We start from the raw sequence: 19,609 nt of genomic DNA, 5'->3' as shown, positions 1-19,609 counted from the left end.
ACCATCCCTACGGCCCGGCACTTCCCCAACTCCAACCCCGATTGGGCTGAAAAACCTTACGGAATACCTTGACAGCCGCCGCCTTCATCCGTAAATTACGCGGTTTGCGTCATTCACTTTCCCAATCACACACTATTAACTTTTGTCTCAAGGAAAACTGATCTTACAGGGAGTCGTTCATGCCAAATCACGAGTCTGCAATTAAACGTGATCGTCAAAACAAACGTCGCAACGAAGTCAACCGCAAAAACCGCGCCCGGGTTCGCACTTATATCAAAAAGCTGCGTAGCCTGCTCAGTGTCAAGACCAAAGATGAAGCCATCGCCCAACTGCCACCAACCATTTCCGCGATTGACAAAGCAGTTCAAAAAGGCGTGATTCACCAAAATGCGGCTGCGCGCTACAAATCACGGTTGACGTTGCACGTAAACAAATTGTCAGCGAGCTAGTCATTGAGCGCCGAACCACCCCGGTGTTCGGCCAAAATGTTTTGAGTTGAGGGTGATGGAGCCATCCACAGGTTCCCCTCCCGGATCCACCCTTCCTGTATGTGGAAGGGTCGGTAACTCAATCAGGAACACTGGTTCCCCATTCCACCTGTTTCCGCTCCAAAACCTTTTTTTCCATCCGACCTGTCAGGACTGGGCCAATAAGTCGCACAGCAGGACTTCGAGTTGTAAACGGGGTGTGGCGCGTGAGCTTTTCAACGCCACGTCCACTTCGGCCAGCCGAATGATGCCTCGTCGAATGTCGGCTTCGGATTTCCGGCGGACGGCGGTCAAAAATGGGGTAACCCGGCTTGGCGGCATTCGCAAATCCCGCACAATTTCCTCACGCGGGACATTGTTTTGCATCATATCGTGGGCCATCAACATCTGGCGGTAGAGCCACGCCAGCACGCCGACGAGGGCAACAGGCTCTTCACTTTGCCCAAGCAGCCGGTGCAATAATTTCAGCGCTTTTTTGGCATCCCCGGCCAGTACCGCATCCGTCAAATCAAAACTTGAAAACTCCCGTGACCGAACAACCACCGCCTCGATGTCAACCGGAGTGATCGTCCCACCTTTGCCCACATAAAGCATCAATTTTTCAATCTCTTTGGACAAAATGTTCAGGCTGGTGCCAGTCATCCCAATCAATTGCCCAACGGCAGGTGGCGAAAACTGATACCCCTGCTTCCGCGCAAAAGCCTGAGCCCAGGCAATCGCCTCCTGGTCGCCAATCCGGTTACATTCGACAACCGCACAACCTTTGAGCAGAATCGTGGACAGTGTCCGGCGTTTATCAAGGTCCGTGGTTTGAAACACCAGGGTGGTCGAGGGATTTGGCCGCCGCAAATAGTTTTTCAGAGCTTCGATTTCAGCATCTGAAACTTTGTCAAATTCACGGGCGACCACCACCTGGGCAGATGACATCATCGGTAACTGTCCAGCAATGCCCAATACCGTTCCAAGTGATCGCTCAGCCACTGCATGCTCGGAATATCCAAACTGGCGGGCTTCCGGGTCAGAAATAAGCTGCCTGGTCAATATGCGTAAACATTCCGACTGAAGATAGGTCTCTGGCCCCATCAACAGATACACCGGCTCGATTTTCCCACCTTGAACTGAAGCAACAAACTCAGTTGGCGTCATATGAATAGCAACAAATGGAGTGAGTTCCGACTGGGTGAAGATCAATTGATCCTGGAATTGAAGGCGGAGAGTAGCACTGATTTGAACGAACTGACTACCTTTTGCCCCCTCCACCTTCCCTGGACCGAATGAACCTGGTTTAGATGGTGCATCTTTTCCGTCTTTTTCAGCGAACTCGCCATCTCATAAAAATCCAGATTCGATATCCCAAAAGAACAGAAAAACCCGCCCCAGATGGGCGACGGGGTGCAATCAAATGTCGTGGAATCCTTGCCGTCATCCGTCTGGTTCGCCTATACTCGTGGCGCTTCACCCCAAGAACACCCAAACGAATTATGAATTATGAATTATGAAATGGGGTATGAATGACTGGGGCTTCCCCCTGTCTTCTACAATAAATGAGTAGTTTCATAATTCATAATTCATAACTCCGTCCTGATTCGGCTCTTTCCGCCATAAGATCACTCCGCAAGAGGTTTTTGTTATGTCAACCAACCCTGTCAATCTTGAAGTCCCATTTTCGGCTGCCAGTGTAAAGCCACAATCTGGCCTGACTTCGAGCAAAAGTTTTACCTACATCATACCGCTGATCCTGGCCCTTGGGCTGGTGATGTTGCGATGGAATAACATCGCTCCCAACATCTTGAAAGAAGGCAACTTGACGGTGGTCGCCCTGATTGCCTATTTGAGTGCCAGCGTGGTTTTTGTGAGTTACCTGCTTGGTTTGGGAGATAAACACCTGTTGCAGCGAATCGGTCTCTGGACAATGGCTTTTGGGTTTGTGCTCAATTTTGCCGGATGGGGGATTCGCTGGATTGAAATTGTTGACCATTTCAAACAACAGCCGGCGATTGGCCCGATTTGGGCTTCAATGCCCTGGACGGATAAAGTTTCGCATACCTATCCGTTGACCGGGCTCTATGACGTAGGCATTGCCTTTACGAGCATCGCGGTCTTTTCAAGTCTGGTGATTGCCAGCCGGAAAAAGTATGACTTCATTGGCTTTGTGACCATGCCGATTTCAGCGCTGGTGATGATTTTGTGCGTGTTTCTGGGCAACGAAATTTCAACCCTTCAGCCAATTTTGCGCAGTTACTGGCGACCAATTCACGTCAGTCTGGCAGCCATCAGCTATGGAGTCTGTCTGGTGAGTTTTGGGGTGGCAGTGCTGCACCTGCTCAAGGAAAAGGTCAAAATCGAGAGCATGGGGTTTTGGGTGGCGGTGTTGGGTATCCTGACCTATATCATAATCGGTGATTTTAAAGTCCTGACGACTGGTTCCTATGGGTTAGGCGTCCGCGCGATGGGCGGCGGGTTAAACCTTTCAGGAGGTGGGAACCTGCGGGCTGATTTACCGGGTGTGGGGCATTTGATGCAACTTGGAACGCTGGTTTATGTGGCCGCCGCCATCTGTCTCGCTCTGTTTGTGCTCCAGGCCAAAGCGCAAATGCAGATCTGGGGGAACCGCCTGATGACAGCCGCCCTGGTAATCCAGGTACTGACATTTGGCGCGCTCTATACCCAAATGAAAGCTATGACTGGAAGCGTTCTGAGCCATATCAACCAGAGCCAGTTTCAAGCTTTTGGCGCCTGGCTGGTGAAAAATTCAGACCAGGACCCAACCCAGTTTGCCCCGATGCAACTGGTTGGGTTTGCTCAAGATTTTCTCACGACCCAATCTGGAGTACTCTCGGTCACCTTTGCCTCAAATCCTATCGAACTGGCCGCCATTTTGACCCTTGTTGCCTGCACCGGGTTTATTGTTTTGTTTACCTGGAGGGGACAAACCTTGATGGCCGCGCTCCCTTCGACCGAAGCACTTGATGACCTGACCTACAAAACAGTTTCAGTGTGCTTCCCAATGCTGGCGATGATGTTGATTACTGGTGCCGTCTGGGCCAATGAATCCTGGGGGACTTACTGGAGCTGGGATCCGAAAGAAACCTGGGCGCTGATTACCTGGCTGGCCTATGCCGGATACCTGCACGCCCGGATTGTTCACGGATGGAAAGGCAAAAGCTCGGCTTACTTTGCGGTTATCGGCTTTTTGTTTGTGATCTTTACCTACCTTGGCGTGAGCTTTGTGCTGCCGGGCCTGCATTCCTACGCAGGGGTAGACTAAAAAAACCAGGGCTGAAGAAGACGGGCTGAGAAAACCAGGGCTTGGGGCTGAAGACTTCGGGCTGAAGAAAACGGGTCAATGTGCAATCTCACCCCGAAGGCTTCAGCCCGTTTTCTTCAGCCCCGAGCTTGCGAGTCTTCAGCCCGTTTTCTTCAGCCCGCCTTCTTCAGCCCTCTTCCTAAGGGATCGTTAAAAATCAACTTCCCGTTTTCGTTTGGGGAACGGGTATTTGGATTGAGCATCCTGAAAGGCTGCCGTTCGGATAGCCGGTGGTTGCGAGGCTTTGCGAGCTACCACCGGGAACAGGTTCGCGCGGGCCAAGCGGGGAGCGACAGGGGGGCCGTGGTGACCGGTGGTAGGCCCAAAGCGGCCAACCGACCGGCTATCCGAACTGCAACGCTTCGCGGGGCAAGACCAAAACCTGGACGTGGCAAAACGCGCCCCAGGAACTTATTTTTTAACGCTCCCTAAGGAAAAACCACCAGCGCCTTGAGAACGTCGCGGGCTTCGGCCATTTTTCGAAATGCCTGGGTCGTTTCCTGAAGCGGAAACCGGTGGGTCACCAGTTTTTGAGCCGTAATCACACCGGCTTCGATCAGATTCAGCGCTTCCTGGGTATCATCCGGCCCGCAGGAATAGCTCGACACCAGCGAAATTTCATTGAAGTACAGATGAAACGGGTGAACGGTCAGAGTTTCCTCCGGTGGTGTTCCCATAAAAAACACCACGGTGCTGCCCTTCCCGGCACATCGAATCCCAAGGTCCATCACCGGGGCGCTTCCAGGTCCAACAATCACCACATCCGCCATTTTGCCGCCGGTCAATTCGCTGAGTCGCTCGACCAGATCTTCACGTGTTGGGTTAATGACCGCATCTGCACCAAATTCAATCGCCCGCTCACACCGATAATCCACCAAATCAGCCCCAATGATTTTTCCGGCGCCATAGTGCCTGGCCAGCAGGACGTTCATTTGTCCCATAATCCCCAGGCCAATAATCAGCACAGTATCACCAGGATGCAGATTAGCCCGTTTGATTGATTTGACAGAGCAAGCCGCCGGTTCAGTCAAGGCCCCATCTTCAAAAGAAATTGAATCGGGGAGACGGAGCGTATCGCCGAGATTGGTTTCCGGTACCAGGAAATATTCGGCAATTCCGCCTGGAATGATCTTTGAGGCTTTCCAGGTTGGGCATTGGACATAATTTCCCTTCTGGCACTGATGACAGGCAAAACAGGGAGCATGATGATGAGCAAAAACCCGGTCTCCGACCTTAAATTTGGTCACTTCGCGGCCAACAGCCGCTATCACGCCAGCCGGTTCATGCCCAAGCACAATCGGGGCTTTGCGTTTAATGTACCAGGGTGTGACATCTCCCGAACACACACCACAGGCTTTGACCTGAACCAGGGCTTCGGTCGGACCAACCTCCGGCATCGGCATGTCCTCGATGCGGATATCTTCAAAATCGTAAATGCGGGCAACTTTCATAGATTCTCACATTTCCAGTCAATCAAATTTACTTTCTGGGTAAAAGAAGAAAGGTGATGCGGAACAAACCTGACAAAGGCGAGAACTCACATCGGTTCTCTCCTCGCCACCGGTTTTTCCGCATCACCTCTGAAACATGAACCACCGCTTTAAAATGGGGCTGTGCGTCAGCCCTTACGCCGGGACCGGCTAGGGGATGACCGCACATTTGATGCAGTCGCTGTTTTGAAGCAAATCAAAGACTTCCAGCAACTGGTCAAGCCGGTATTCACCGGTAATCAGGTTGTGCCCGTCAATTCCTTTTTCGGTCAACAATTGGAAGGCTTTCCGAACGGAAGCCGGCGTCATATGGAACGGACTGTGCAGGGTGATTTGATCATAGTGCAGGCGATGGGTGTCAAAGGTGACACTGGTGCCTTTCTTGCAACCGCCAAAAAGGATGACGTTGCCACCCCGACGCGCCATCGAAACGGCTGATTCCCAAACCTCAGGCCGTCCAGTGCATTCAATGACCGTATCCGCACCGCGACCTCCGGTCAATTCCATCACCGATTCCTGGATCTCATCGTGCCGGACGTCAATGACGTGGGCGGCACCCATTGATTTGGCCATTTTCAGGCGGAAGGAACGCCGGCCAGCCACCAGAATGTTTTGAACACCATAGGCTTTCAGTGCCAGTAAATGCAGCAACCCGATGGCCCCGCTCCCGATGATTAAAACCGTGTCATCTTCACGGAAACGAATGGTTTCAAGGCCGTGAAGAACGCACGAAAGCGGCTCCAGTAAAGCCGCTTCTGTATAACTGAGTTCAACTGGCTTGCGATACATGTTTTGTCGCACGATGTGTTCGGGAATATGGATATATTCCGCATAAGCACCCAACACCATGGTGCCCATGATCGTGTCACATAGATTTTCTTGGTTGCGCTGGCAGTAGTAACAGGTGCCACAAGGTGCTGAGTGGGTTGACATCACCGCATCGCCTTCGCGAAATTGAGTCACTCCGGCACCGACTTCGGCAATCACACCTGAAAATTCGTGGCCAAACAGGGTTGGCATTGGAAATTTTGGGTGGCCACGAAGAAAGGCTTTTAAATCCGTACCACAGGTTAATGCTGCCCGAACCTGAATGACGACCCCGCCTGGACCTGGAGCAGGTCGGGTCACCTCACGCATTTCCAATCGTCCTGGCTCGACCAGAACGTGGGCCAGCATTGTCTGCGAAGTGGTCGGGTAGCCAGAAAATGGATCATCCATGTCAGCTTGAGTGTAAGAAGTAACAGTACTTGGAGAAAGATTAGTCATTGTAGATAGAGCCAAGTTTCGAGAAAAGGCTTAAAAGCAGGCTGCATTTTCCTCATGATGATGAGGTGTGGCAAGTCAACTTTGAAAAAACCTCCTCAGCCGGGTGTGAAAAGGCTTTGCCCTTGCTGTAAAATTGTTACCAACTGCAATCAGATCAATCACTTTGATGGGGAGTTCGCATTGTAGAGTGCTTTGCGTTACAAAGTCAACATAAAAGAAAGATGGCCTTCTGGCGTCCTCGATGAGCCAGAACTGAAGGTTTGCTCAAAGATCCGGCTTCGAATTGATAGTCTGTTTTGCCTGTCACAGGTTGAATTTCAAGCCTGGAGCCACCGGTCATCAAGCCGGATGGTCAGCCTCTGGCGGCTTCATTTAGAACCTGAAAATAAAAGAGTTCTAACCTTAGTACCATTTTCCATTCCTGATTGATCATGAGAACCTAAGTGGTTGCTTGACAATCCCAATATCAAGTCGCTAATGTTTGCGAACTCGCAGCACACTATCTCCCCCACAATTAATTCTGCATCATCGCTGCAACAGCTTCGGATACCTGGGGTCTGTGTGCCAGGCAAAGAGGCGGTGTTTTGCCGTTGTTCACATTCCACATTCGCAAAGGAACCACACTATGAAAGTTGGTATTTTGGTTGGCCGAGAAAATACGTTTCCGCCTGCGTTGATTGAACGGATTAACTCCAGCGGCACCGGAGTAACTGCCGAATATGTCAACATCGGTGGTGTTCGCATGGATGGACCCTGCCCCTATAAAGTCATCGTGGATCGCATTTCACACGAAATTCCGTTTTACCGGGCCTATCTCAAAAATGCGGCGCTGTGCGGGGCAATCATTGTCAATAACCCATTCTGGTGGTCGGCTGACGACAAGTTTTTCAACTACTCGCTGGCAGCCCGCCTGGGCGTGGCGGTTCCGCGGACCGTGTTGCTTCCACAAAAGAATTATCAGGAGCGCGTCACGTCACAATCATTGCGGAACCTCGAATTTCCGCTCGATTGGCAAGGAATCGTTGATTATGTCGGCTTGCCAGCGATTTTGAAGCCACACGATGGTGGCGGCTGGCGCGACGTGTATCGGGTCAATACCATTGACGAACTGATTCAGGTCTATGACCGGACCGGTCAATTGTGCATGACCCTGCAGGAATTTATTCATTTTGACCGCTATGTCCGCTGTTATGGGATTGGTCGGCGGGATGTGCTGGTCATGCCCTATGATCCAACCCGTCCATATCCAAACCAGTATGTTGATATGAAACCCGAAGAGTATCTCGACAAGAAACTCTATGACCGGGTGGTCGCCGAAGTCATCCTCCTCAACGAGGCGCTGGGCTATGATATCAACACGGTTGAATTTGCCATTCGTGACGGCATTCCGTATGCCATTGACTTTATGAATCCAGCGCCGGATGCCGATTCATTCTCCGTCGGTCCGGTCAACTTTGAGTGGATGGTTTCACGGGTTAGCGATTTGCTGATTCGATACGCCAAAGATGGCCAGCCCACTCACAAACCGTTCCGCTGGAGTTCAATGATGAACCAGGAAATTACGGTAAAAGCGGACGCGGCGGCTGAATAAGCACGAAGTGGAAGTGAATGGCACAGGCTGGTCGGTCAGTCTTACCCGCTGAGGCAGGTGAGCCTGACCACTGGTTGATTTTTGGATGGATTTTCAGTTTTTCCGAACATCAAGCGATGTTGCATCACATCCACATTGTCTCTGGTTGCTCCCCGTTTGCCCCCAACCTCAATACCATTTTGAAATCGTCAGGTCGGATCATCAAGCAGTTCATTCGTTGAAAAGTCTGCCTTTCTCCGCAACCACACCTCCAAAATGGTATTCTTTCTCCCTTTCTGAAAGACAAACACTATGGAACGAGTTCGTGCTGCCGTTGCTCACTATAATCAACTTCTTGAGGCGCACCCATCGGTCTTGACTGATTCGCGGGATTTTATCAAAGACCGCATTCAGGCTGAGAAAATGATTTTCGGAGGCCGACCGTTATCCCCTTACCTGCGCCCCCACTTTGTTTCCGCAGCTCAATGGCGACATATTACCGACGTCTGTGAACGAATCTGGTCATGCGTCGAAGTGGTTGGCCAGGCGGTCACCACGGAACCGCGCCTGAATGCCGATTTGGGGATTACCCCCGGTGAAGCTGAGTTGATTGCGATTGATCCAGGCTTTAGCGGTATTTCCGTCACGTCCCGGCTTGATTCCTTTCTGACTGAAAGTGCCTACAGTTTTGTTGAGCTCAACGCCGAAAACCCGGCTGGGATTTCTTACTGCGAAGTCATGGGCAAAATCTTTATGGACTTGCCGGTGATGCAGGAATTTGTGAAAACTTTTCCAGTGACACCGCTCTATGCCCGGCATTTGTTGCTTGAAACGCTGTTACGGGCCTTTAAGGAATGGAGCGGCGGACGCGATAAACCCAACATTGCGATTGTGGATTGGGAGGGACTCCCGACCCAATGCGAATTCGAACAATTCCGCGAGTACTTTATCCAGTCCGGGTATGCTTGCGAGATCGTGGCGCCGGAAAAGCTGGACCATACCAATGGCCGACTCCGCACCGGTGATTTTGAAATTGATCTGGTCTATCGGCGGGTATTGACCAATGACATTCTTGAAAATCCAGACAAGTGCAAAGCGCTGATTGACGCCTATCGTGCCCACGATGTGTGTGTGGTCAATGGATTTCGAACCAAGTTTGTCCACAAAAAGATGTTCTTTGGGGTTCTGACTGATGAGGCCAATGCCCATTTGTTCACCGAAGAGCAGCGGGCAGCCATCAAGGCCCACATTCCCTGGACTCGCCGGTGTCAGGAAGGCAACACCATGTATTATGGCCAGTCCATTGATCTGGTCAGTTATACCCGCGCCAACCGTGATACCCTGGTGCTCAAACCAAATGATGAATATGGCGGGAAAGGTATTTTTATCGGCTGGGAATCAAATGAATCAGAGTGGGATGACGCCATTGAAACCGCGCTCACCGGCGATTATCTGGTCCAGGAACGGGTCAGCACGGCCCAGGAAGTTTTTCCTCATTACACGCCCGAAGGTGACATCACGTTTATTGAGCAACTGGTTGATCTTGACCCGTTGCTGTTTTATGGGAAAGTTGGCGGCGCCTTTACGCGTCTCTCCAGTAACGCACTGTGCAACGTCACCTCGGGTGGCGGCATGGTTCCAACATTCATCCTGAATGACTAATTTTTCGAGGGCCTGGGATTCAGGTTTGGGATTGAGAAAATCTCTTTGTGGACGAGAGGTTTTGTCAGTCCGCCGACCAGCTTCAATCTCCATTTCTGATCCCACAAACCTCACTTAAGGGGATACCTACATGGCACAGGAATTCACACTTGGCATTGAAGAAGAATTTCAGATTATTGACCCCAAAACTCGCGAACTTCGCTCACGCGTGGCCGAGATTCTGGAAGAGGGCATGATGCTCCTCGGCGAGCAAGTCAAACAGGAAATGCACCAGTCCCAGATTGAAGTCGGCACTGGTATTTGCAAAAACATTCAGGAAGCCCGGGCAGATGTCACCAAGCTTCGGCGGACGATTGCCACCCTGGCGGCAAAGAAAAATCTGGCGATTGTCGCGGCATCAACCCATCCGTTCTCTCACTGGAAAGATCAGTTGATCACGCCTGACGAACGCTACTATGCCTTGATCGAAGAAATGCAGCAGGTGGCACGTGCCCTTTCAATTTATGGTCTGCACGTTCACGTTGGAATGGAAAGCCGGGAAGATGCCATCCATATTATGAATGCTGCCCGGTATTTCCTGCCGCACGTGCTGGCGCTTTCAACCAGTTCGCCGTTCTGGATTGGCCGCAATACGGGCCTGAAATCATACCGCTCTGAAGTATTTAAGGCGTTCCCACGAACTGACATTCCAGACTACTTTGGCTCCGCCAGTGAATTTGACAACTATGTCAAACTGCTGGTCAAAACCAAATGCATTGATAATGGCAAAAAAATCTGGTGGGATGTCCGCCCACACCCAATCTTCCCCACGCTGGAGTTCCGCACCTGTGATTTGCCAGCAAAAGTTGATGAAGTCATCGCGATTGCCGCGCTGTTCCAGGCAATTGTGGCCAAACTCTATAAATTGTTGAAGCAGAATATGGGGTTCCGCCTCTATCGCCGGGCGCTGATCCAGGAAAATAAATGGCGCGCCGTTCGCTATGGCCTCGACGGAAAGCTGATTGACTTCGGAAAACAGATTGAAGTTCCAGTCCGGGATTTAATCTGTGAATTATTGGACTTTGTGGATGATGTGGTGGACGAACTCGGAAGCCGCAAGGAAATCGAATACGTGCATACCATCATGAAGGAAGGGTCAAGCGCTGACCGTCAACTCAAGGTTTATGAAGAAACCGGCGATCTCCACGCCGTGGTTGACAACCTGATCAAAGAAACCACCGAAGGGGTCCTGCCTGTCGCCCCAGCCGCCAAGAAATGACCTGGTGACAAGGTGACTGAGTGACAAGGTGAATGGGTGACAAGGTGAATGGGTGACATATTTATTGGCCTGTCATTCTGTCATTCTATTACCCTGTCACCCTGTCACCCTGTCACCTTGTCATTTGTCACCTTGTCATTTGTCACCTTGTCATTTGTCACCTTGTCATTTGTCACCTTGTCATTCTTCATTCTCAAGCGCCTCCCACGGCACCATTTTCTTTTCAAGTCCGAGAAACTCCGCGGCTGTCCCCCACAACAACCGTTCTTTCGTCGGTTCATCCAGTTCATCAATTGACCTAATCAAATTTCCAGGTGGGAATTCGCCGAGTGGAAATGGATAATCGGAGCCCATCGCAACTCGATTGGCGCCAAAGAGTTTGAGGATATAGAGTAAAGCGTCTGGATCGTGAACCAGTGAATCAACATAAATTTGAGGCAGATAGGTTCGGGGCGGGTGAGTAATGTGAATCTGACATAGGTCAGGCCGGGCTTCATATCCTTTGTTGATCCGCCCAAGCGTATATGGGAAAGCACCGCCGCCGTGGGCAAAGCAGATTTTCAATTGCGGAAGTCGCTCCAAAACTCCTCCAAAAATCACTGAACAAATTGCCAGTGACGACTCAGCCGGCATCCCGACCAGCCACGGCAGGAAATACTGAGGCATCCGTTCACGCCCGATCATGTCCCACGGATGAACGAACACCGAAGCCCCCAGCTTCGCGGCAGCCTGAAATACCGGAAAGAGTTCCGGTTGGTCCAAATTCCAGTCGTTGACGTGGCTTCCGATTTCAACCCCAGCCAGACCAAGCTCCTGAACACAGCGTTTGAGTTCCTGAATGGCCAGATCTGGTGCTTGAAGAGGTAAGGTTCCCAGTCCCACAAACCGGTCTGGCCACCGATTGACCAGTTCGGCAATGTGGTCATTCAAAAACCGGGACAGGTCATACGCATCCTGCGGTTTAGCCCAGTAACTGAACATGACCGGCACCGTTGACAATACCTGGATATCAACGCCTCCCTCTTTTAACCTCACCTCTGGATCCCAACAATTGTCGGTGATTTCACGAAAAAACCGATCATCAATCATGATTTTGGCGTGGCAAGGGGACAGGTAATCCAGTCTTGGCCAACCGCCATACCCATATTTGTCCTTCAGATTGGGCCAATTTGGAGGAAGGATGTGGGTGTGCAAGTCAATGATTTTCATAGCAATAATTGAAGTCAGTACCACCTGCGTCAGCGGGTGGGCAAATAACAGCGGTTTCTCTCTGAGCCTGTGGCTTAACATGAAAACCACCCGCTGACGCAGGTGGCACTGACTTTATTCACGAGGAGGAGGGGGCTGTTGTACTTCTCCGCAATGTTTACAGGTTCGGGCGTCAAGGTCAGCCCAGTAGGCATCAAAGACCGGTTTAAGCTGGGTCGTGATGTCTGACACGTGCACACTGACGGTGTGAAGGACAGTTCCACAGGCTTCGCAATACCACTGGAACTGATCCAGTTCATCCAGACGTCGAATCCGTTCGATCACCAGTCCCAGGGTTTTGGGACCGCGTTGGGGCGAATGCGGCACAAATGGCGGCAGGAGAAGAATATCTCCTTCGCGGATGGGTAAATCCCGGTGAACGCCATCTTCGACAATCCGCAACACCATATCGCCTTCAAGTTGATAAAAAAACTCTTCGCCGGGGTCAATATGGTAGTCCTTCCGGCTGTTTGGACCACCGACCACGGTTACCATAAATTCCCGGTCCTTCCAAATCTGGGCATTCCCAACTGGTGGTTGAAATAAATGGCGATGTTCTTCAATCCACTGTTTGAAATTGATAGTTGATAGTCCTGGCATGGAAACTCCTTTTGAATGAAGAATGAAAGAAGTGGTTAGTGGTTAGTGGTTAGTGGTTAGTTCTTGGTTTTGCTTTGAAAGTATTGATTTCTAACCACTAATACTACAGCGAGGTTTTAATAAAAAACCGAGTTTTGAGCCCAGGAACTCCCGCGTAGGCACGCTAGCCCAGGGTGCAACCCTGGGACCAACGGCCCGACCGACCTCCCGCCCCACCGGCAACCGCCGTAGGCGGTTGCCGGTGGGGCGGGAGAAATTGGGAATGACCGTCAACCCAGGGTTTCGAAGACTCCACCCTGGGCTACGAGCCATCACCCGCTTCGCAGGTTAAAACCGAAACCTCGCTGTAGTACTAACCACTAACCACTCTTTGGTGCTTGGTTCCTGGTTCTGCTTTGAAAGTATTGATTTCTAACCACTAACCACTAACCACTAACCACTAACCACTAACCACTAACCACTATATGGTTTCTTCATTCTCAATTCTTCATTCTTACAAAATGGCCCGATCTTCCTGGATATGAGCCGGGTCAATCGCAATGGCTTTGATTTCAATCAAGAGGTGGGGGTGGGGTAATTGATGAACGGCCACAGTGGTTCGTGTCGGCCCGGTTTCAGCCTGAAAATAGTGATTATACACTTCGTTGTACCCAGGGTAATCCTTCATATCCACCAGAAAGACTGTCATATCAACCAGATGGGTCAGGTCGGCGCCGGCTTCGCGTAAAATCAGTCGGATATTTTCAATCACCGCCTGAGTTTGGGCACGGATATCAAGCGTTATCGTCCCATCAGACTCGTGGGTAACGCCGTCAAAGGTGTTGTCTGGTCGGCGGGACGAAGTTCCTGAAATATATAAGAGACCACCAACACGCCGCATATGCGGGTATTGAGCAAGTGCTTTGGCACGTTCGTGCAGAATATAGGCTTGTCCGTTCATAAGGCTCAAAGTGGGATGAGGATGGTGGTAGCCAGCCGACCAGAGGCAGGCAGGAAAAAGAGCGTATCTGGTCTGTACCAAAAACTACCATGTGAAAAGATTTCTCAAGAAGGTTGCTGCAGGGGGCAGCAATTTCCTATTATGGGAAGGCTATTTTCGCAGCCTAGCTTCATTTTGTCACCAAACGCAATCACCAGATTGAAAATCTTTTGAGGGAAGCCATGTTTTGCCCAAACTGTGGAACTGAAGAACGCCAGCCCAGCCAGTATTGCCGTGCCTGTGGGACTGATATGCGCGTTGTGCGGACCTCGCTGCAGCGCCCCGATTCAGTGACGGCGGCGGCGGTTTCCGCTCGCGATGAAATCGGCAAAGCAATTGCTTCGAAAATCCTTGAACTTCGGACGGTGAAAGATTTATCCCACCTGGCTGAAGATGTGCTCCCTGAGATTGAGAAATTTCTGGAATCCCCTGAAGAACGCCGCCTTCGCCGGATTCGAATTGGTATCACCGTTGCCTCAGTTGGATTTGGAGTCGTGGTTTTTATGCTTTTGTTGAGTAGCGTGATGGGAGACCGGATTCCCTGGCCAGTGGGGTTTGTTCCACTCTTTATTGGTCTTGGAATCCTGATTAATGGCTGGTTTTTTACCACCACCCCGCCCCCACGCCGGCAGGAACAGGAATTTCAGGTTGATGCCGACAAGCAACGACAGTTGGAAAGTGGAGCGCGGTTTTCAACATCAGAGTTGCAATTACCGTCCGGCGCATCCCAAATGATTGTTCCACCATCAGTTACCGAACACACCACCGAAATGTTACCTCCTCAGGCTCGGGAGGCAATCCCACGCGCACGAAACACAAACTAGAGTGTTTGTGGAAAGCACAGACGGATTGATCCAATCTGAATGGCCTTCCACCGTCTGAATTTTGCAATCCCACTTTTGAATACCTTCACCCCTCAGTGATGCTGTTTTTCATCTATTTCATTCAAAAATAAGAAGTTCTTCACCCTCAATTTCCAGCCCCAAAACCCCGAACCTAAAATTCCGGTCACGCGCTTATTTCACACTCGATTGAGCTTTGGTAAACTAGCGGTTCATCACCATAATAGCTTCACCCAACCTCCACCACCCTGATAACTGGACCAGGTTTTTTCAGCCAGTTTCCCGATGCCCTGCTGTTGCACTGGTTGACCACTTTCCACGGATACCACAAAGGACGGTTCGATGAATAATCGCTGGGTGCCAAACAATGATGTCTCAGACCACGTCACCCTTGAACGGATGACGATGGAAAGTTTAAGTGTGCAAGGCGGAGACCCAACCAAAGGAATTCAGCTCATTGGCGAGTTGCTGCAAAATGAATCTGTTTCACGGGAAGAAGCCGCTCAACTCCGGTGTCAGTTGGCTGAATTGCTTGAAATTACCGGGCGGTATGATGAGGCCCTGGCCGCAATCATTCCGGTTGATTTGACTGGTCGCCAATACACCCTCCCCCAAACCACGATTGCCAATCTGTGGTATCGCATGGGGAGCATTTACCGATGGCTCGATAATGCTCCGCGTTCTATTTATTGCGCCACCAATGCGCTCAAGCTGTACACCGAAATTAAAGATGTCACTGGTTGCGGGTCATCCCACGCTCTGATTGGGTATGTGTACTGGATGATTGACGAATATGCCATTTCACGCGACCACTTGCTGGCCGGGCTTGATCACCTGGAAGCCGTGGGCGATGCCCGGGCATTGGCGCAAACCTACTGGAATCTGTCCCTGGTTGATTATCTCGAAGGCCGGCAGCAGGAATCACGTGAAGATTCAATGCGTGGGCTAGAATTGCTTGAGAAAATGTCCAGCCGCCCCACGGTCGCCGATCACATTTCCATCGGCAAACTCCTCAATAATCTGGCGATGGTCGAGATTGAGGAAGGCAATATTCATAAAGCTGTTGCCAACTACGAACGCGCCATTGAGCACTGGTCACAAACCAAAGATCGCAACCTGCTCGGGATCGCCTATAACAACCTGGCTGATGCCCAACTGGGAATCGGCGAATGGCAACGGGCCGAAACGTCACTCAAAATGGCGTTTGATCTGGCCACCGGCATCAACAAGCGAACTGAAAGTGTGGTGCTTGATACACTTGGCGAATTGTACCTGCGCCAGGGACGCTTTCAGGATGCAGAACGCTGTGTCCGGCGGGCCATTGAACTGGCGCTTGAAACCGGTATCAAATCCATTGAAGCCATGGGCTGGGAGACGCTTGGGGATGTGTTTCTGGCCCAAAACCGGGTTGATGACGCGCTGGTTCAATTTCAACACACCCTCCAGCTCAACTCCAAAATTGGCCGCCTGGTGGATATTCCCGGCACCTACTTGCGGCTTGCCACGGGCTATTTGCAGCGCTCTGATATTGAAAAAGCCGCTGATTACCTCAAACAAGCCCAGGAACTGCTCAAAACACAGCCGAACCTTCACATGTCAGGGCTGGCGGCCCGGTATGAAGGCATCATCCGGCTCTCGCGTGGTGAGTCAACCGAAGCAATTTCCCTGCTGGCGCAAAGTATTTCCATCTTTGAATCAATCAGCTTTGCCTATGAGGCCGCCTGCAGCCATCTTGAAATCGGCCTGGCGATGGCGCGGACAGCGAATCCGCACCGGGCAATGTCCCATCTGGAAAAAGCCTGCAAGATTTTTACCGATCTCAAAGCCGAACCCAGGCAAAAACAGGCAACGGAAGCCATTGAACGACTGCTCGACAATTCATATTCCATGCGTCCGGAATCAGCCGCACTCACCATGGATACCCTCATTGTCGAGCGCCTGATTACGGCGGCCACCTCACACGATTTGCTCCTGCGTGAAGTTGCCACCATTATCCGCGATGAATTGCAAATGCAGGCGGTGGTGTTTGAGCAACTGGCGGATGAAAGTCTGAAACTGGTTACCGCCCGTGGATGCGACCGCAAAGAAGCCGACCGCGCGTTTTTTGAACTCCGGCTGCACCTTGAAGAAGAAAAACCGCTTCCGCCAGGCGTTCAACTAAAATTATTGGCCGACAACCGGCATACCAATGACCCAACTCCGCTTCGTCGCTTCTGGCTCTATCTGAGCGGTGGAACACCAGCTTCGGTCACCAAACTGGGGAACCTGGATTCGCTGTTGCGGGTTGTCGAATTGGGACTTGAAAACTGTATGCTGCGCAACACGGTTCGGGCCTCACAAACCATTGTCAGCAGTTATAAAACCAGCAGCAATCTGGTGGCCGCCGGGTTTGTCTGTGAATCCCCGGCCATGATGCGGGCACTGGAACGAATTCAAAAAATTCGCTCATCGGACGTGACGGTTTTGATTACAGGTGAATCTGGTGTCGGCAAAGAACTCATCGCCCGGGCGGTTCACAATACCAGCGCCCGAAGCGCCAAACCGTTTCTGCCCTTTAATTGTGCCGCCATTCCAGCCGAACTCGTGGAGAGCCGGTTGTTTGGCCACCGGCGCGGCGCCTTTACCGGTGCCGATAAAGATTCATTTGGCATCATCCGCGCCGCCAGTGGTGGAACATTGTTTTTAGATGAAATCGGCGAACTCACGCTGCACGTCCAACCCAAGTTACTGCGCTTTCTACAAGATCGCGAAATCCACCCTGTCGGGGAAGACCACCCGGTCAAAGTTGATGTGCGCGTGGTGGCTGCCACCAATCGGGACCTGGAAAAGGAAGTTGAGCGTGGAAAATTTCGGGAAGATCTGTATCACCGGCTCAATGTCATTCGCATTCATGTGCCGCCCTTGCGTGAACGCCGCGAAGACATCCCGGTGCTGGTTCGCTATCTGCTCAAAGCCGCCGCGAAAAAAGAAAACAAAACCATTTCTCTTTCTGAAGCCGCGATGGAAATCCTGAGCAAATTCTCCTGGCCTGGAAATGTCCGCCAATTAAAAAATGAAATTGAACGGGCTGTGGCCCTCGCGCCCCACGAAACCATCCTGATGCCAGAACATTTTTCCAACGAAGTCTGGCAGCGTCCAGTCTCGGTTTCGATTCAAGGGCGGCGCTCCGGCTCAATGATTGCCACACCCAAAACGCTGTCCGAAGCCGTCGAAGAGCTTGAACGCAAGCTGGTTTCAGAAGCCCTGGAACGGCATTCCGGCAATATCACCCGCGCCGCACGTGAATTGGGACTCACCCGACAGGGCCTGATCCTCAAGCGCAAACGGTTTGGGTTGGAAACGATTGAATGAAAAGAGTCAGTAGTCAGTAGTCAAACGTTGGGATTTTGAATTGTCGGTCAAGTCTATCTGGTTCTTTTTGAGTAGCTTGCAAAGAGTTCTTTCAAGGTCTTTGCAGACTGAAATACCTGGATTTGGTCTACTGACTACTGACTTATCAACTACTGACTACTGACTTTAATCTGAGTTATCTCTAATTTTTTAAAGGTTGAATCACTAGGATGGATAAGTTTCGAATCATTGGTAAAAACCCCCTCGAAGGGCGCATCAGTGTCAGTGGGGCCAAAAATGCAGCCCTCCCCTGTATGGCAGCCGCCCTCCTTACCTCAGATGCGGTCACATTACACAATCTTCCGTATGTCCGGGACATCATCACGATGCGGCGACTCATTGAAGACATGGGTGGCCTTGTCCTGATGCCGGAACGTGGCACATTGAAAATTCAGGCCGATCCAATTCAATTTTGTGAAGCGCCCTATGAACTGGTGAAAACCATGCGGGCTTCAGTTTTGGTTTTAGGACCGCTGGTCGCTCGCTTTGGACACGCCAGTGTCAGTTTGCCTGGTGGTTGTGCCATCGGACAACGCCCGATTGACCTTCACTTGATGGCACTTACCAAAATGGGCGCCGCAATTGAACTGGTGAATGGAAATGTCGTTGCCCATGCCGACAAACTGGTTGGAGCCGAAGTCTATTTTGATCAGGTAACGGTCACCGGGACTGAAAACCTGATGATGGCCGGTGCGCTGGCACGTGGCCGAACAGTGCTCCAAAACGCCGCCAGTGAACCCGAAGTCGTTGATCTGGCAGTGCTGCTCAATCGAATGGGCGCCCGGATCACGGGTGCGGGAACACCAACCATTGTCATTGAAGGCGTCGAGCGGTTACGTGGTGCTGAGCACACGATCATTCCTGACCGAATTGAAGCCGGAACCCTTCTGGCGGCTGCGGCCATAACCCAGGGCAATCTGGAAATTACTGATTGCAACCCAGATCACCTGACAGCGGTGATTGATAAGTTTCAGGAAGCCGGCCTCAAAATTGATCGGCTAAGCGATGTTGCCCTTCATGCGTCCTATGCCGGGCCACTGAAAGCCTTAAATGTGACAACGCTTCCCTTCCCGGCCTTCCCAACCGATATGCAGGCTCAGTATCTGGCCGTGATGACCCACGCCGAAGGAACATCGGTCATCACCGAAACCATTTTTGAAAACCGGTTTATGCACGCCAGTGAAATGATGCGCATGGGTGCGCACATTACACTTCGTGGAAATCAGGCTATCGTGAGTGGCACGGGGAAACTCACGGGGGCTGGAGTCCAGGCGTCCGATTTACGCGCCAGTGCTTCCCTGGTGCTGGCCGGTCTGGCGGCGGATGGCGAAACCATTGTGGATCGGGTTTACCACATTGATCGGGGCTATGAACGAATTGAAGAAAAATTGTGCTCGGTCGGCGCCCAAATCGAACGGTTTCGGAGTTAACAATTCAAAAGCGAGTAGCGAGTAGCGAATAGCGAGTCGTCAAGCCATACTTGCTCTGTGCTTTTTCATAAGATCACCA

The 19,609-nt window shown here is 51.3% G+C and carries 15 protein-coding genes; 9 read left to right on the top strand and 6 right to left on the bottom strand.

Features of this window, described 5'->3' with window-relative positions:
* The first annotated feature begins 179 nt into the window (after window positions 1-179).
* Window positions 180-449: a 30S ribosomal protein S20 gene (rpsT, locus tag HY774_17910; GenBank protein ID MBI4750360.1), complete on the top strand. Its 270-nt coding sequence runs from the start codon at window positions 180-182 to the stop codon at window positions 447-449.
* A gap of 186 nt (window positions 450-635) precedes the next feature.
* Here the strand turns inward: rpsT and holA are convergent, their stop codons facing one another.
* On the bottom strand, window positions 636-1,634 hold the full coding sequence (gene holA, locus HY774_17905) for a DNA polymerase III subunit delta (GenBank protein MBI4750359.1): 999 nt from the start codon (window positions 1,632-1,634) through the stop codon (window positions 636-638).
* Between the two features lie 484 nt (window positions 1,635-2,118).
* Between holA and ccsA the strand changes: the two genes are divergently transcribed.
* A complete protein-coding gene (ccsA, locus tag HY774_17900) occupies window positions 2,119-3,756 on the top strand; it encodes a cytochrome c biogenesis protein CcsA (protein ID MBI4750358.1) in 1,638 nt (545 codons plus the stop codon).
* Window positions 3,757-4,223: 467 nt separating this feature from the next.
* On the opposite strand, the gene HY774_17895 is transcribed toward ccsA, so the two are convergent.
* Window positions 4,224-5,246, bottom strand: a complete 1,023-nt coding sequence (locus HY774_17895; GenBank protein MBI4750357.1) for an alcohol dehydrogenase catalytic domain-containing protein — start codon at window positions 5,244-5,246, stop codon at window positions 4,224-4,226.
* A gap of 189 nt (window positions 5,247-5,435) precedes the next feature.
* Entirely contained in the window at window positions 5,436-6,503 is a 1,068-nt protein-coding gene (locus HY774_17890) for an alcohol dehydrogenase catalytic domain-containing protein (GenBank protein MBI4750356.1), read from the bottom strand.
* Window positions 6,504-7,176: 673 nt separating this feature from the next.
* Here HY774_17890 and HY774_17885 point away from each other — a divergent pair.
* The 4 genes from HY774_17885 (at window position 7,177) to HY774_17870 (ending at window position 11,041) form a co-directional block, all read left to right on the top strand.
* Complete coding sequence (locus HY774_17885) at window positions 7,177-8,142, top strand: hypothetical protein (protein MBI4750355.1); 966 nt, start codon at window positions 7,177-7,179, stop codon at window positions 8,140-8,142.
* 17 nt (window positions 8,143-8,159) lie between these two features.
* The gene (locus tag HY774_17880) at window positions 8,160-8,363 is read left to right on the top strand and encodes a hypothetical protein (GenBank protein MBI4750354.1); all 204 of its coding nucleotides are present in this window, start codon (window positions 8,160-8,162) and stop codon (window positions 8,361-8,363) included.
* 70 nt (window positions 8,364-8,433) lie between these two features.
* On the top strand, window positions 8,434-9,783 hold the full coding sequence (locus HY774_17875; GenBank protein ID MBI4750353.1) for a hypothetical protein: 1,350 nt from the start codon (window positions 8,434-8,436) through the stop codon (window positions 9,781-9,783).
* A gap of 130 nt (window positions 9,784-9,913) precedes the next feature.
* Window positions 9,914-11,041, top strand: a complete 1,128-nt coding sequence (locus HY774_17870; protein MBI4750352.1) for a carboxylate-amine ligase — start codon at window positions 9,914-9,916, stop codon at window positions 11,039-11,041.
* Between the two features lie 180 nt (window positions 11,042-11,221).
* On the opposite strand, the gene HY774_17865 is transcribed toward HY774_17870, so the two are convergent.
* From HY774_17865 to HY774_17855, 3 genes are all read right to left on the bottom strand, one after another.
* A complete protein-coding gene (locus tag HY774_17865) occupies window positions 11,222-12,250 on the bottom strand; it encodes an amidohydrolase (protein MBI4750351.1) in 1,029 nt (342 codons plus the stop codon).
* A 114-nt stretch (window positions 12,251-12,364) separates the two neighbouring features.
* Complete coding sequence (locus HY774_17860; GenBank protein MBI4750350.1) at window positions 12,365-12,889, bottom strand: 3-hydroxyanthranilate 3,4-dioxygenase; 525 nt, start codon at window positions 12,887-12,889, stop codon at window positions 12,365-12,367.
* Window positions 12,890-13,382: 493 nt separating this feature from the next.
* On the bottom strand, window positions 13,383-13,829 hold the full coding sequence (locus tag HY774_17855) for a RidA family protein (protein ID MBI4750349.1): 447 nt from the start codon (window positions 13,827-13,829) through the stop codon (window positions 13,383-13,385).
* A gap of 221 nt (window positions 13,830-14,050) precedes the next feature.
* On the opposite strand from HY774_17855, the gene HY774_17850 reads away from it, so the two are divergent.
* The 3 genes from HY774_17850 to murA all read left to right on the top strand — a co-directional run bounded on the left by HY774_17850 (window position 14,051) and on the right by murA (window position 19,530).
* A complete protein-coding gene (locus HY774_17850) occupies window positions 14,051-14,692 on the top strand; it encodes a zinc ribbon domain-containing protein (GenBank protein MBI4750348.1) in 642 nt (213 codons plus the stop codon).
* Window positions 14,693-15,052: 360 nt separating this feature from the next.
* A complete protein-coding gene (locus HY774_17845; GenBank protein MBI4750347.1) occupies window positions 15,053-18,061 on the top strand; it encodes a sigma 54-interacting transcriptional regulator in 3,009 nt (1,002 codons plus the stop codon).
* Window positions 18,062-18,270: 209 nt separating this feature from the next.
* Window positions 18,271-19,530: a UDP-N-acetylglucosamine 1-carboxyvinyltransferase gene (gene murA, locus HY774_17840; GenBank protein MBI4750346.1), complete on the top strand. Its 1,260-nt coding sequence runs from the start codon at window positions 18,271-18,273 to the stop codon at window positions 19,528-19,530.
* Window positions 19,531-19,609 lie beyond the last annotated feature (79 nt).

The sequence above is a fragment of the Acidobacteriota bacterium genome (genome assembly GCA_016208495.1).
In the GTDB taxonomy this organism is placed as follows: domain Bacteria; phylum Acidobacteriota; class Blastocatellia; order Chloracidobacteriales; family Chloracidobacteriaceae; genus JACQXX01.
Note: the sequence above shows the minus strand (reverse complement) of the source record. Positions and strands in the feature narration are given on the sequence as shown.

Coding starts and splice junctions, on each gene's coding strand:
- murA (MBI4750346.1), top strand. CDS start 18,271: ATGGATAAGTTTCGAATCATTGGTAAAAACCCCCTCGAAGGGCGCATC.
- HY774_17875 (MBI4750353.1), top strand. CDS start 8,434: ATGGAACGAGTTCGTGCTGCCGTTGCTCACTATAATCAACTTCTTGAG.
- HY774_17865 (MBI4750351.1), bottom strand. CDS start 12,250: ATGAAAATCATTGACTTGCACACCCACATCCTTCCTCCAAATTGGCCC.
- HY774_17890 (MBI4750356.1), bottom strand. CDS start 6,503: ATGGATGATCCATTTTCTGGCTACCCGACCACTTCGCAGACAATGCTG.
- ccsA (MBI4750358.1), top strand. CDS start 2,119: ATGTCAACCAACCCTGTCAATCTTGAAGTCCCATTTTCGGCTGCCAGT.
- HY774_17850 (MBI4750348.1), top strand. CDS start 14,051: ATGTTTTGCCCAAACTGTGGAACTGAAGAACGCCAGCCCAGCCAGTAT.
- HY774_17870 (MBI4750352.1), top strand. CDS start 9,914: ATGGCACAGGAATTCACACTTGGCATTGAAGAAGAATTTCAGATTATT.
- HY774_17885 (MBI4750355.1), top strand. CDS start 7,177: ATGAAAGTTGGTATTTTGGTTGGCCGAGAAAATACGTTTCCGCCTGCG.
- holA (MBI4750359.1), bottom strand. CDS start 1,634: ATGACGCCAACTGAGTTTGTTGCTTCAGTTCAAGGTGGGAAAATCGAG.
- HY774_17895 (MBI4750357.1), bottom strand. CDS start 5,246: ATGAAAGTTGCCCGCATTTACGATTTTGAAGATATCCGCATCGAGGAC.
- HY774_17880 (MBI4750354.1), top strand. CDS start 8,160: ATGGCACAGGCTGGTCGGTCAGTCTTACCCGCTGAGGCAGGTGAGCCT.
- HY774_17855 (MBI4750349.1), bottom strand. CDS start 13,829: ATGAACGGACAAGCCTATATTCTGCACGAACGTGCCAAAGCACTTGCT.
- rpsT (MBI4750360.1), top strand. CDS start 180: ATGCCAAATCACGAGTCTGCAATTAAACGTGATCGTCAAAACAAACGT.
- HY774_17860 (MBI4750350.1), bottom strand. CDS start 12,889: ATGCCAGGACTATCAACTATCAATTTCAAACAGTGGATTGAAGAACAT.
- HY774_17845 (MBI4750347.1), top strand. CDS start 15,053: ATGAATAATCGCTGGGTGCCAAACAATGATGTCTCAGACCACGTCACC.